The organism is Sandarakinorhabdus sp., assembly GCF_041689835.1.
GTDB lineage: Bacteria > Pseudomonadota > Alphaproteobacteria > Sphingomonadales > Sphingomonadaceae > Sandarakinorhabdus.
Map to the genome: position 1 here is coordinate 1 of NZ_JBDNFM010000227.1, position 12,917 is coordinate 12,917.

12 protein-coding genes are annotated in these 12,917 nt (G+C 62.8%); 3 read left to right on the forward strand and 9 right to left on the reverse strand.

Annotated elements, in window-relative coordinates; all coding sequences use genetic code 11:
- Positions 1-151: 151 nt before the first annotated feature.
- The 5 genes from ACESL8_RS12050 to ACESL8_RS12070 form a co-directional block, all read right to left on the reverse strand.
- Positions 152-970 (reverse strand): LysR family transcriptional regulator, encoded by an 819-nt coding sequence (locus tag ACESL8_RS12050; protein ID WP_372919181.1) that lies wholly within the window; start codon positions 968-970, stop codon positions 152-154.
- Positions 971-1,016: 46 nt separating this feature from the next.
- Positions 1,017-1,427: a Co2+/Mg2+ efflux protein ApaG gene (apaG, locus tag ACESL8_RS12055; protein WP_372919183.1), complete on the reverse strand. Its 411-nt coding sequence runs from the start codon at positions 1,425-1,427 to the stop codon at positions 1,017-1,019.
- Between the two features lie 4 nt (positions 1,428-1,431).
- On the reverse strand, positions 1,432-2,640 hold the full coding sequence (gene metZ, locus ACESL8_RS12060) for an O-succinylhomoserine sulfhydrylase (protein ID WP_372919185.1): 1,209 nt from the start codon (positions 2,638-2,640) through the stop codon (positions 1,432-1,434).
- Between the two features lie 64 nt (positions 2,641-2,704).
- Positions 2,705-5,767: an efflux RND transporter permease subunit gene (locus ACESL8_RS12065; RefSeq protein WP_372919187.1), complete on the reverse strand. Its 3,063-nt coding sequence runs from the start codon at positions 5,765-5,767 to the stop codon at positions 2,705-2,707.
- A complete protein-coding gene (locus ACESL8_RS12070) occupies positions 5,764-6,705 on the reverse strand; it encodes an efflux RND transporter periplasmic adaptor subunit (protein ID WP_372919189.1) in 942 nt (313 codons plus the stop codon). The genes ACESL8_RS12065 and ACESL8_RS12070 overlap by 4 nt, the downstream gene beginning before the upstream one ends.
- Here ACESL8_RS12070 and ACESL8_RS12075 point away from each other — a divergent pair.
- A complete protein-coding gene (locus ACESL8_RS12075; RefSeq protein WP_372919191.1) occupies positions 6,698-6,922 on the forward strand; it encodes a hypothetical protein in 225 nt (74 codons plus the stop codon). The genes ACESL8_RS12070 and ACESL8_RS12075 overlap by 8 nt on opposite strands.
- Positions 6,923-7,038: 116 nt before the next feature.
- Here ACESL8_RS12075 and ACESL8_RS12080 read toward each other — a convergent pair whose 3' ends face one another.
- Positions 7,039-7,362 carry a hypothetical protein gene (locus ACESL8_RS12080; protein WP_372919193.1) on the reverse strand — a complete coding sequence of 108 codons (324 nt, stop codon included), beginning with the start codon at positions 7,360-7,362 and terminating at the stop codon, positions 7,039-7,041.
- Positions 7,346-7,585 carry a hypothetical protein gene (locus ACESL8_RS12085; protein WP_372919195.1) on the reverse strand — a complete coding sequence of 80 codons (240 nt, stop codon included), beginning with the start codon at positions 7,583-7,585 and terminating at the stop codon, positions 7,346-7,348. The genes ACESL8_RS12080 and ACESL8_RS12085 overlap by 17 nt, the downstream gene beginning before the upstream one ends.
- Positions 7,586-7,738: 153 nt before the next feature.
- On the opposite strand from ACESL8_RS12085, the gene ACESL8_RS12090 reads away from it, so the two are divergent.
- Positions 7,739-8,413 (forward strand): helix-turn-helix transcriptional regulator, encoded by a 675-nt coding sequence (locus ACESL8_RS12090; RefSeq protein WP_372919197.1) that lies wholly within the window; start codon positions 7,739-7,741, stop codon positions 8,411-8,413.
- 218 nt (positions 8,414-8,631) lie between these two features.
- Here the strand turns inward: ACESL8_RS12090 and ACESL8_RS12095 are convergent, their stop codons facing one another.
- A complete protein-coding gene (locus ACESL8_RS12095) occupies positions 8,632-9,684 on the reverse strand; it encodes a ribonucleotide-diphosphate reductase subunit beta (RefSeq protein ID WP_372919199.1) in 1,053 nt (350 codons plus the stop codon).
- A 461-nt stretch (positions 9,685-10,145) separates the two neighbouring features.
- Entirely contained in the window at positions 10,146-12,113 is a 1,968-nt protein-coding gene (locus tag ACESL8_RS12100) for a ribonucleoside-diphosphate reductase subunit alpha (protein ID WP_372919201.1), read from the reverse strand.
- A 397-nt stretch (positions 12,114-12,510) separates the two neighbouring features.
- On the opposite strand from ACESL8_RS12100, the gene ACESL8_RS12105 reads away from it, so the two are divergent.
- The coding region (locus tag ACESL8_RS12105) for a fumarate hydratase (RefSeq protein WP_372919203.1) at positions 12,511-12,917 on the forward strand (407 nt) is incomplete at its 3' end.

Sequence of the window (12,917 nt, forward strand, 5' to 3'; positions counted from 1 at the left end):
AGCTAAGACGGACCCGCGATTCGGCTCACCTGCATCCGGCGCGCCCCGCGCTGCCAAGCACAGACGCCAGTAGCAGAAAATCGCATGTGTAAAAAATTCCGACAGTTTTGACGGATGCCGGCAACTTGCCTGCAAGCCGCCGCAGCGGCGATCAGCCGATGAGAAAGGCCACCAGCGCCCGCACCTTGGCCTGGCGCCATTGCGGCGTGGGCGCCGTGAGCCACCAGGCGCCGGCCATGGCTTCGCCTTCTTCAAGCGCGATGATACGCCCGGCAGCGAGATCTGCTGCGGCCAGCAGCGCCGGCACCCGGGTTTTGCCCAAGCCGGCGGCAGCGGCATCAATGGCCAGCCCGGCATCCGCCACCGTTAGCGCACTTTGGACACACGAGGTTTCAAGGTCGAGCGGATGGGCAATGCACGGCGCATCTGTGCCCGTTCCCGGCCCCTGCCCCGGTGCCGCCACGGTGAGCAAGCGCTCCACGCCCAGCGTGCGGCCGTGGATGCCCTCGGCTTGCGGTTCGCCGCCGAAATGAATGGCGAGATCGATATTGGCCTGGGTGAAATCCATTTCGCCAGCTTCGTGGGCGGCGATCGAAAAGCGCAGATCAGGATTGAGCCGGCCATAATCGGCCAGCCGGGCGGCAAGCCATTTTGCCACCAGCGCGCGCGGCGCAGCGATGGAAAGTACGCGGCTGGATTGCCCGGCCTGCATCTGGCGCACTGCCTCTTCAAAGGCCAGAAACGCCTGCTGCAACGCGGGAAGTGCCTGCTGTGCCTCGTGGGTGAGTTCGAGATTGCGGGTGAGGCGGCGGAACAGCACGACGCCAAGCATTTCTTCGAGCGCGCGGATCTGCTGGCCCACGGCAGCTGGAGTAACCGCCAGTTCATCGGCGGCGCGAGTGAACGACAGGTGACGGGCCGCCACTTCGAACACGCGCAGGGCATTGAGAGGCAGATGGGTGCGCTTCATGAGGAGAGAATGGCCGGCCCGCGACCAGCAATCAATGGACTGGTAATCAATGGACTGGCGGGCGGCCAACCGGCTGTTGCAGCGCAAAGGCCGGGATGAGCACGGAAAAGCGCGCGCCGTCTTCGCCCATCATCACGTACCGGCCTTGCATGCGGCCAGACACCGTGGCCAGCGGGCACCCCGAAACATAATCATACGCGCTGCCCGGAGCGATCAACGGCTGCACCCCCACCACGCCGTCGCCTTCAACCTGTTCGGTGCGGCCATCGCCATCGGTGATCAACCAGCGCCGTGCCATCAGCCGTACAGGGGTCAGACTGCCGTTTTCCACCCGCACATGATAGGCCCACACATAATAGCCGCGTTCGGGATCGGATTGATCGGCCAGATAATTCGGCGCCACCCGCACGGTGATGCCGCCGGTGGTTTCAGCGTAGGGGAAGATCTGCCTGATCATTCCGTCATAATCCCGCCGATTTCAGTGCCTGGTCAAGATCGTCGATCAAATCGTCCACATCTTCCAGCCCCACACTCAGGCGCAACATGCCTTCGGTGATGCCCATTTCGGCGCGCACGCCGTCCGATACGCTGGCGTGCGTGGTGCTGGCAGGGTGGGTCATCAGGGTGCGGCTGTCCCCCAAATTGTTGGAGATATCGATGATGGCCAGCGCATCGAGCAGCGCCATCGCCTGCGCGCGGCCACCATCCAGATGCATGGCAACGATGGTGCCGCCGGCGCTCATCTGGCGGCGCGCCAGATCATATTGGGGGTGGCTGGCAAGGCCGGGATACACCAGACGCGGCACCCGGCTTTCGAGCCAAGCCGCCAATTTCAGAGCATTGTCGCACTGGCGGCGCACGCGCAGATCGAGCGTTTCCAGGCTTTTGAGCACCACCCACGCGTTGAACGGCGACAAATTCGGGCCGGTGTGGCGGGCAAAGGCAAGATAGGTATCGTTGATCCATTTTTCGCTGCCGACAACGGCGCCGGCCAACACGCGGCCCTGCCCGTCCATCAGCTTGGTTGCGCTATAGGCCACGATATCGGCGCCGTGATCGAGCGGGCGCTGCACGATCGGCGAGGCAAAGGCATTATCGACCATCACCAGCGCGCCGGCATCGTGCGCCACATCGGCAATGGCCCGGATGTCACACAGATCCAGCCCCGGATTGGTTGGCGTTTCGAGGAAGAAAGCCTTGGTATTGGGACGCCGCGCCTTGGCCCAGGCGTCCACGTCGCGGGCGTCGACCGTGGTGGTTTCGATGCCGAAGCGCGGCAGGATGGTATCCACCAGCACGCGGCACGAGCCGAACAGCGCCCGGCCTGCCACCAGATGATCGCCGGCCGACAGGGTGGAGAGCAGCATCCCGGACATCGCCGCCATGCCGGTCGCGGTGGCGCGTGCGGCCTCTGCCCCTTCGATCAGGGCAATACGGCGTTCAAGCATCTCCACGGTTGGATTCTGCAGACGGCTGTAGGTCATGCCCGGCCGTTCGCCGCGGAAGCGCGCGGCGGCTTCTTCGGCGTTGTCGTAGCAATAGCCCGAGGTCATGAAGATGGCTTCGGAGGTTTCGCCCACCTCGGTGCGCATGGTGCCGCCGCGCACCATCTGGGTGGCGGGCCGCCACTGATTGACGATTTCGGGATTCTGGCCGGCGTTGCGTTTCATGATGGCAGCGATACTGCCGCCGCTGCTGCAGTGCAATCAAGCTGAGCTTTATCGTGCAAAAGCGTCACCCTGCATTGCCGGGCTCGGCTTCGGCAGCCGCGCCCTGCACGATGAGCAGGTACATCACCGGCGTCACCACGCGCGACAATACCGTGGACGACACCAGCCCGCCGATGATTACCCACGCCAGCGGCGAATACAGCCCTGAACCTGACAGAGCGAGCGGCAGCAGGCCGCCAATTGCGGTCACGCTAGTCAGCAGCACAGGCAGAAACCGCACTTCGCCGGCCTCCTCGATGGCTTCGCGCAGCGGGCGGCCGGCTTCGCGAAGCTGGGTGGTGAAATCGACCAGCAACAGGCTGTTCTTGATCTCGATCCCGATCAGCGCAACAAAACCGATGACGGCGGTGTAACTGAGCGAATTACCGGTGAGGAACAGCGCCATCAGTCCGCCGAACAAGCCAAGCGGGATGACACCGGCGACCACCATGGTTTCGCGGAAGCGGCCAAATTCGATCACCAGCACCGCCAATATGCCAAAGACCGCCAGCGCGATGATCGGCCCGAGCCCGCCAAAGCTGCGCGCCGCGGTTTCAGCCTCCCCGCCGATATCAAAGCGATAGCCGTCCGGCAGCTTCACTTGCCTGACAGCGTCAACCACCGCGCTATTCACCCTGGCGGTCAGATAACCATCGGCAATCTGGGAATCGACATAGACGACGCGGCTCTGGCGTTCGCGGTTGATGCGCGGCGGAGCGGAATCCAGATACGGATTGGCGATTTCCCGCAGCGGCACAGCGCCAGCACTGCCCGGCACATAGATATCATCCAGCACGGCGATGCTGTGGCGCTGCGCCAGCGGCAGTCGCACCACGACATTGTAACTGTCGCCTTCCACATCGCGGAAACGGCCTGCCGTCTCCCCGGCCAGCGCCAGACGCAAGGCGCGGCGCGGCGCACCCGGTGCAACGCCCAGCAGCGCGGCCTTGTCAGCTTCAAGGCCCAGATTGAGGCGCGGCGTGTCCACTGCCACCGGATTGCGCACGTCGCGGGTGCCGGGCACCTTGCGCATCACGGCTTCCACTTCACCGGCCAGCCGCTTGAGCACATCCAGTCCCGGCCCGACGATGCGGATCTGGATTGGCGCGTCGATGGGCGGGCCGTTCTGAAAAATCTTCACGACATATTGGGCGTCGGGATCGGCGGCGAGCTTCGTCCGCAACCGCTCCACCATCATCGGGCTGCCCGGCTTGTCCCAGGCTTTCAGCGTCACCAGCACTTCGCCGATGTTGCTGCGCTGATCATTATTCACCTGATTGTAGAAAATGCGCGGGTTGGCACGGCCGATGTTGCTGGCCACGCCGGTGACATTGGGTTCGCCTTTCAGGGCGGCTTCGACCGCCTTCACGGCGCGATCGGTGGCGGGGATGGCCGTGCCTTCCGGGCCGGTCACCTGCACGGTGAAATAGGGGGTTTCAGCCGGCGGAAACAGGCTGGAACCAATGAACGGCACCAGGCCAAGGCCGGAAAATATCAGCAGTGTCGAAACCCCCATCGCCCGCCACGGGTGCGTCAGGCCCCAGTGCAGCACCGGCTGGTAGAAACGGTGGATGCCTTTGTTAACCGCCTGCAGAAAGGCGTTGCCATGCTCGTTTTCATCGCGCGGCAGGATGCGGCTGGCAAGGAACGGCACGATGGTGAGCGATACCAATAACGACGCCGCGACAGTGCCCAGCACAGCGACGGGAAGGCTGCGGGTGAACTTGCCGGCGCCTTCGGGCAGCATGGTCAGCGGCAGGAAGGCAAACAGCAGCACGAAAGTGCAGCCAACAACCGCCACAGCAATCTGGGTAGTGCCATCAATCGCGGCCTGCTGGCGTTCCTTGCCCATGCGCAGGTGGCGGGCGATGTTTTCGGTCACCACGATGCTGTCGTCCACCAGCAGGCCAAGCGCGATGATGAAGCCTGATATCGCCAGCTGATTGAGCGTGAAGCCGCTCCAGCTCAGCACGGCCACACCCATGGCCAGGCTGAGCGGTACCGATACCATCACCACTATACTGGCCCGCCAGCCGAGCGGCAGCAGCGTGATCAGCACCAAGCCCAGCGCGATGGCGAAATCGCGGCCAAGCTGGCCAAGCTTGCGCGCGATGTCGTCGCTTTGATCAAAGGCTACTTCCAGTTTCACGTCGGGCGGCAACAGCTTTCGATAGTCTTGCGCCGCCGCGACAGCACCATTTCGGATATCGAGCACATTGAGCCCGTCCTTCTGGGTCATCGTCACCCACACCGCACGCTTGCCATTGTAGCGGGCAAAGTGCGGCTGTTCCTCATAGGCCCAGCCGACGGCGGCGATATCCTTCACCCGCACGATGCGGCGGCCCTGGGCCCGCACCGGTTCGTCGGCGACTTCGGCCACGCTTCGGTAGGCGCCGCCGGCCTGCACGTTCAGCCGCGCCTCGCCGGATTGAACAGCGCCCGGCGGCAGATCCTGCCCGCCGCCGCGCAGAGCATCAGTAACGGCGGCGGCGGGGATACCCAATTGTGCCATGCGCCCAGTATCCAGCGCCACGCGCATTTCCGGCGTGGGCAGCGCAAACACGCGCGCACCGCGCACGCCAGGCACCCGGATCAGCCGCTCACGCAAATCCTTGGCGATTTTTTCAAGCCGGCGATAACTGGCGGTTTCGGATACCAACGCAAATTGCAGCACGGCAGCTTCGGTGGTGCGGCTTTTCTGGAACTCCAGCCGTGTAAGCGCGGTGGGCAGATTCTGCCGGATCGCATTCACCTCCCGCACAATCTCGTCGTAATTCTTGTCCGGATCGCCATCCCAGCTGAATTCGCCGGTGATGGCTGCGGTGGAATCGGTGGAACGCGATTGTACCTTCACGATACCATCAAGGCCCTGGATCACATCCTCGATCGGCTTGGCGATGGTGGCTTCCATGTCGGCCGGCTCAGCGCCCGGCACGTTGGCAATCACGGTGATGAACGGCGAGGGGAAATGCGGATCTACCGAACGCGGAATAGCGAGGAAGGCGGAAACGCCCAGCGCCGTCAGCGCCAGGAACACCACCAGGGTGATCTGCCAGCGCTGGATGGCAAAACGGATGATGGCGTTCACTTGCCGCCCTGTTTCGTGACAGTCTGCCTTGGGGCGGCCAATTCGATCACCTGGCCGTCGCGCAACCGGTCGATACCGGTGGTCACAACTTGCTCGCCGGGCCTGAGCCCGCCAGTCACCACCACCCCGCCATCGCTCACGGCACCCAGCATCACCTGGCGTTGCCGCACCCGGCGGGTCACCGGCTCCAGCACATATACAAAGCCTTCATCGGCACGCGCGCCAAAAACGGCGGTGGCCGGCACGCTTATCGGCGCCCCTGGTGCGGCCGGGCCCAGCACCAGCCGGGCGCTGCCGATCTGGCCCGACGCGAGGCGTGCAGTGGCCGGCAGCCTTACCTCTACGCGGAACGTGCCAGTACCGTCATCGCCGCGGGCGCCCACTTCGCTCACCGCGCCGGCCAGCGTGCCCGGGCCCAGCGCCGGTATGCTCACCGTTGCCGGCTGGCCGCGGCGAACGCGCGCGGCATCACGATCAGCCAATGGCAGCCGCAGCACAAACCCCTGATTCGTATCGCCAATGGTCAGGATCGCCTGCCCGGGCTGCGCGATCTGGCCCGGCTCACCGGGCCGCGCCAGCACCACGCCGGCGGCCGGCGCACGCAGCACGGCCAAGCTCACGTCAAAACCTGCGGCCCGCGCCCGCGCTGCGGCCGCAACCATCGTCGCGCGGGCCTGCTCCACGCGCGGCGCCGTTACCCAGCCTTTGGCAAACAAATTTTCGGCGCGGCGAAGATCGGCCCGCGCCCGCACCACTTCGGCCGCCGCTGCTGCCTGATTCGCGCCAAGCGCCGTCGTGTCGAGCCTTGCCAGCAACTGCCCGGCCGCGACCCGGTCGCCTTCGCGCACCAGAATGGCGGCAATCCGGCCCGGCGTGTTGAACGCCAGCGGCGTTTCCCGCTTCAGCCGCACGGTGCCGGCAACGTCGAGCGTGGTCACGCCGCTTACCGGCGCCGCGCTCACTACCCTTACCGGCACGGCCGGCGGTGGCGGTGGCGGCGGCGCCGACTTTTCGCCGCAAGCGGCCAATGTAACGGCCAGCAAGATTATCGTGAAAGAATATGTGCGGGCGCTGATCGCTGCCCGATTGGCCTGTTTGACCATGTGCTTGCCCGCCGCCCCGATGTCTGCTGAATGCCCCAGCACTTTTAATTAACACTCATACTCTGCCCGCAGCAGCCATGGCTGGCAAGCATTTTTGAGCGCTGCTCAACTTTGTCGCAATCGACGCGGCCGCCTGCCTATCTCAAAGGCAGGCGGCCGTTCGTCCGGTCAGTCGTTGATCACGAGAGCGCAAATGGTCATCGCCGCGCCCTCATCGTCGGCGGTGCCGGGTTCCACCACCACTTCCGCCATGATCTGGCCGGCGATGCTGATTGCTTCCTGCGGCAGACGTTCGGCCAGCACCGCCATGGCGGCCGCAGCGCCCGCGCCGTCCAGCCGCACATCGAGTTCATGGCGGGTGCCGGTCAGGGTCAGGCTGGCCCAATCACGCGCCCGCAATTCCTCGATCACCAGCCGGGCACCCAGCGGTGCAGCAATAGTGGCCGCGGCGCGTAGAATGGCGGCCTGGGCCTTGTCACAATGCGGTCGCATGGGGCCCCTCCATCCGGCTGTTGGTTGCGCGAACATCCTTGCTGGCCTGGGCATCGGTGCGGGCGATATGGGCCAGCACGCGATCCCTTGTGGCGGCGCGCGGTTCACGGCCCCGGCGCAGATCAAAGACGAATCGCGGATCACCGGCCACCAGCCGGCCAAAGCGCGAGGGTGGTACGCTGTGAGCGCGCAAATGGCGCTCGACGACAGGCAACAAGCTCATGTCGTTCACTCCTTGTTCGGATTGGACACAATACCAGCTTATCCCTCGCGATTCGGCTGATGTGTCGCTTTATTCCGGTCAAAATCCTACTAGTCTAGGAAAAAAACTACTGGTATAGGCTCCATCGTGGGCCAGGAAGGGAGGCTCGCACCTATGGACAGCAACGCCATCCGGGCACGGCTAGGCGCGCTGATCGCGTCGCGCGGTGAGGATTATGCCTCGCTGTCGCGCCTGCTCGGCCGCAATGCGAGTTATATCCAGCAGTTCATCAAGCGCGGCGTGCCGCGCCGCCTGTCGGAAAGCGACCGCCGCATCCTTGCCAGCCACTTCGGCATCGCCGAACATCTGCTGGGCGGCCCGGCCGACGAGAGCCGCGCCATCCTGGCGCGCCCCGGGCTCGCCCGCGCTGTCAATGATTATGTGTTGATCCCACAATACCAGATCCGCGCCTCTGCCGGCCCCGGCGCCCTGCCCGATTCGGAAACCCCCACCGCCCGCATCGCGTTCCAGGCCGGCTTCGTCCGCAATCTTGCCCACTCACCACCCGAAGCGTTGGCCATCATCTCCGTCGAAGGCGATTCGATGCTGCCAACGCTGGCGCACGGCGATCAGATCATCATCGACACCAACGATTCTGCCGCTGCCCGCGACGGCATTTACGTGCTGCGCGTCGACGATGCCCTCCTCGTCAAACGCCTCTCCCTCAACCCCGCCACCCGCCGCATCACCATCCAATCAGACAACGAAGCCTACCCCAGTTGGCCCGACTGCGACCCCGCCGCCGTCCACATCATCGGGCGAGTCGTATGGGTGGGGCGCAAATTGTAGTAGGAAAGGCTAATTCCTTTCGCAGGACGCAAACAAGGATGCCTCCGGCGGGCAGGGTCGTGAACCCCACCCGTTTGCTTGAAGGGCTGCACAATCTTCGCGCACGTTTGCTGTCAGCATGGCCAACGCCGGGATCCTTCTGGCAGCGTTGGGCGCAACGAAAAGCGGCGCGCCGGTGGCCGGCGCGCCGCTCGTTCATTTGGTCGTGAGGACAGAAGTTATTCTGCCGCTACGCCCAGCAACCCGCCTTGGGCATCGTCGTTGCTGGCCGGCGAGGTTTCGCTGGCGATCTTGGCGGCCTTGCGGCTGTCGAAGGCGGTCCACACTTCTTGCCAGTCGCCCTTGGTGGCGGCCTTGGAATATTCGGTGGAGCGCGCTTCGAAGAAGTTGGCGTGTTCCACTCCGTTGAGCAGCGGCGTCAGCCACGGCAGCGGGTGTTCCTCGATCATGTAGATCGGCTGCAGGCCAAGCTGCTTCAGGCGCCAATCGGCGATGTAGCGGACATAACGCTTGATATCCTTCGGGTTCATCCCCGCCACCGGACCTTCTTCGAACGCCAGATCGATGAACGCGTCTTCGAGCCGCACGGTGCGCTGGCACACATCGGCGATATCGTCGCGGATGCGGGCGTTCAGCACGCCGGTTTCGGCGCAGAAGGCGTGGAACAGTTTGACGATGCCTTCGCAATGCAGCGATTCATCGCGCACGCTCCACGACACGATCTGGCCCATGCCCTTCATCTTGTTGAAGCGCGGGAAGTTCATCAGCATGGCAAAGCTGGCGAACAGTTGCAGGCCTTCGGTGAAGCCGCCGAACATCGCCAGCGTCTTGGCAATATCCTCGTTGCTGCTCACGCCGAACGTGCTCATGTAATCATGCTTGTCGCGCATTTCCTTGTAATTCAGAAAGGCGCTATATTCACTTTCAGGCATGCCGATCGTGTCGAGCAAGTGGCTGTAAGCGGCGATGTGGATCGTTTCCATATTGGAAAACGACGTCAGCATCATCTTGATTGCGGTCGGCTTGAACACGCTGCCATATTTGTCGTGGTAGCAATCCTGCACCTCGACGTCGGCCTGCGTGAAAAAGCGGAAAATCTGCGTCAGCAGGTTGCGCTCGTGATCGGTGAGTTTTTGCGCCCAATCACGGCAATCCTCACCCAGCGGAACTTCTTCCGGCATCCAGTGGATCTGTTGCTGACGTTTCCAGAAATCATAGGCCCAAGGATATTCGAAGGGCTTGTATGATTTGGATGCCTGAAGCAGCGGCATGGTTCTAAAATCCTGTGTTAGCGATTGAAAAATCTACGTAAAACGCAATCAAGTAAAACTAGACCTTCAGCGAGCAGGGGCCAGGCCCCTGCACCCGCCCTTCGCGATACGCCAAGCCATCAGTGGGCCGGCCCGCCGCCGCAAAGACGAGGACAATGCTGCACGCGGGGAGCGCCTTGCACCCGCACCACGCGTGGAACACGATAACTTTGCCTGCAGCATTGCGACGCCAACCGACATCAACAAACACCCGCTGGAGGCCCTACGCATCCCGCCGAAGGCACGCCTACTCACAATGTCGGCCGCGGTGCCAAAAACCACACGGCCAACGATTGGGAGGGGGTCGTGGCCACAAGTCGTGGAACTCATCGCCGCGACCCCCTCATAGTCCGATCGGGCAACACCCCAACCGGTAGATCAACCTGCGGTATGGCAGGCCAAACCTGATTGACCAACGCGCCTTATTGGCACGCCAGACATTCATCATAATCTCGCCGTTCCACCTGAATGATCGGGGCTTGCGACGTGTTGTCGGCTTCGACGCCGCCTGCGAATCCAGCCCGCTGCACACTCATCGAGCGCAGATAATACAACGATTTTATGCCCAATTCCCATGCGCGATAATGCAGCATCAACAGATCCCACTTCTCGACATCGGCCGGGATGAACAGGTTCAACGATTGCGCCTGATCGATGAACGGCGTGCGATCGGCTGCCAGTTCGATCATCCAGCGCTGATCAATCTCAAACGCGGTGCGATAGGTGGCCTTTTCCTCGGTAGTGAGGAAATCCAGGTGCTGCACCGAGCCGCCGCGCTCCAGCATGGAATTCCACACCGCGTCACTATTTTTCGCCTTGGAAATCAGCAACTTCTCAAGATAGATATTCTTGACGACAAAGCTGCCGGACAAGGTTTTATGCGTGTAGACATTGGCCGGGATCGGTTCGATGCAAGCCGAGGTGCCGCCGCAGATAATGCTGATCGACGCGGTCGGCGCGATGGCCATCTTGGAACTAAAGCGCTCCATCACGCCCATGTCGGCGGCATCCGGGCACGGTCCACGCTCAATCGCCAGGTTCATCGACGCCTGATCGACCTGAGCACGGATATGCTTGAACATCTTGATGTTCCAGCTTTTTGCCATGGCGCCTTCGAATGCCAGCCCGCGCGCCTGATAGAAACTGTGCAAGCCCATCACGCCCAGGCCCACCGAGCGTTCGCGTGATGCAGCATAGGCCGCGCGCGCCATCGCCGGTTCGGCGCGGTCGATATAATCCTGCAACACGTTGTCCAGGAAGCGCATGCAATCTTCGATAAAACGCGGATCGCCGTTCCACTGATCCCAGGTTTCCAGATTGAGCGACGACAGGCAGCACACGGCTGTGCGATCATTGCCAAGATGGTCCGGCCCGGTGGGCAGGGTGATTTCCGAGCAGAGATTCGACGTCGATACCTTCAGCCCCAGATCGCGCTGGTGCTTGGGCATCGTGCGGTTCACCTCATCGATGAAGATAATGTAGGGTTCACCGGTGGACAGGCGGGTTTCCACCAGCTTGGTGAAGAGTGCGCGGGCATCGACCTCGGCCCGCTTTTCGCCGGTCTTGGGGCTGATCAGATCAAAGCTGGTGCCATCACGCACCGCTGCCATGAACGCATCAGTGATCAGGACGCCGTGATGCAAATTCAATGCCTTGCGGTTGAAATCGCCCGACGGCTTGCGGATTTCGAGGAACTCCTCGATCTCCGGGTGCGTGATGTCGAGATAGACCGCCGCCGAACCGCGCCGCAGCGAACCCTGCGAAATGGCGAGCGTGAGCGAATCCATCACCCGCACGAACGGGATGATGCCGCTGGTCTTGCCGTTCAGGCCCACCGGCTCCCCGATGCCGCGCACCCGGCCCCAGTAGGTGCCGATGCCGCCGCCGCGCGAAGCGAGCCATACATTCTCGTTCCAGGTGCTGACAATGCCGTCCAGGCTATCGGAGACGCTGTTGAGATAGCAGCTGATCGGCAGGCCGCGCCCGGTGCCGCCGTTGGACAGCACCGGCGTTGCCGGCATGAACCACAATTGGCTGATGTAATCGTAAAGGCGCTGAGCGTGCCCGGCATCGTCGGCATAGGCTGTCGCGACGCGGGCAAACAAATCCTGATAAGATTCGCCCGGCAACAGATAGCGGTCGTCCAGCGTGTCCTTACCGAAAGCGGTGAGCAGCGCGTCGCGGCTGCGGTCCACCGTCACCGGAAATTTCCACGGCATGATGTCGCTGCTGCCCGGCCTGGTGGTGACCTTTGCCGCAGACGCAGCGGCTTGAGCCAACACGCTGGCCGCCAAGCTGGCCGCCAAGGCCTCGCCGCTCCCGGCAACCTCGAGGGTATTATCGGCGGTGGTAAGGCCGGCGCTGCTGTCAGTCATGCGAAACTCGCTCATTTTAATCTTGCCTGTTAATCATACGGAGGGAACAAATCGGGGTCACGCGCCATCTTTGCCGCAGCGGCACTTGTCCCCGATATCCACAGGCTGGCTCGCCCGGCCACTTGTGTGCTCCCCGCTCGAAACCACCACAATTTGTGTCTGGTGGACCCCGATACGCTATTGATAGTGCCACAGCCGGTTCAACGCGCAAGCCCCAATGTTTGCTTGACGTCGGCCGAAACGGCGGAATCGCGGATCGCACAGATCTCCGGGGATTCGTTTCATCAAGGGTTTGCGCAGAATTGCCGCACTGTTTCCCAAGCCAGCCGCCGCGCTGGATATAGACGCTTGGCCGCACCGCGCCTAACCTTTGACGGCTTTCAAGTGACCCAAAAACAACAGGACCCGCCCCATGACCGTGATCCGCGAGGCAGACGTTATCGAATCCGTGGCGGATGCGCTGCAATACATCAGCTATTTTCACCCGATGGATTACATCCGCGCCCTTGGCCGCGCCCATGAACTGGAAGAATCGCCTGCTGCCAAGGACGCGATCGCCCAGATACTCACCAACAGCCGCATGTGTGCCCAAGGGCATCGCCCGGTTTGCCAGGATACCGGCATTGTGGTGGCATTCGTCAAAGTCGGCATGAATGTTCGCTGGCAAGCCACGAAAACCGTTCAGGAAATGGTAAATGAGGGCGTGCGCAGGGCCTATCTCGATCCGCACAACAAGCTGCGCGCTTCGATCGTCGCCGATCCCGCCTTTCCCCGGGTGAACACCCGCGACAACACGCCCGCCGTTGTCCATATCGAACT

What these genes read in the sequence shown, in the direction of transcription:
- ACESL8_RS12050 (WP_372919181.1), bottom strand. Translation starts at nt 970, where the DNA reads ATGAAGCGCACCCATCTGCCTCTCAATGCCCTGCGCGTGTTCGAAGTG.
- apaG (WP_372919183.1), bottom strand. Translation starts at nt 1,427, where the DNA reads ATGATCAGGCAGATCTTCCCCTACGCTGAAACCACCGGCGGCATCACC.
- metZ (WP_372919185.1), bottom strand. Translation starts at nt 2,640, where the DNA reads ATGAAACGCAACGCCGGCCAGAATCCCGAAATCGTCAATCAGTGGCGG.
- ACESL8_RS12080 (WP_372919193.1), bottom strand. Translation starts at nt 7,362, where the DNA reads ATGCGACCGCATTGTGACAAGGCCCAGGCCGCCATTCTACGCGCCGCG.
- ACESL8_RS12085 (WP_372919195.1), bottom strand. Translation starts at nt 7,585, where the DNA reads ATGAGCTTGTTGCCTGTCGTCGAGCGCCATTTGCGCGCTCACAGCGTA.
- ACESL8_RS12090 (WP_372919197.1), top strand. Translation starts at nt 7,739, where the DNA reads ATGGACAGCAACGCCATCCGGGCACGGCTAGGCGCGCTGATCGCGTCG.
- ACESL8_RS12095 (WP_372919199.1), bottom strand. Translation starts at nt 9,684, where the DNA reads ATGCCGCTGCTTCAGGCATCCAAATCATACAAGCCCTTCGAATATCCT.
- ACESL8_RS12100 (WP_372919201.1), bottom strand. Translation starts at nt 12,113, where the DNA reads ATGAGCGAGTTTCGCATGACTGACAGCAGCGCCGGCCTTACCACCGCC.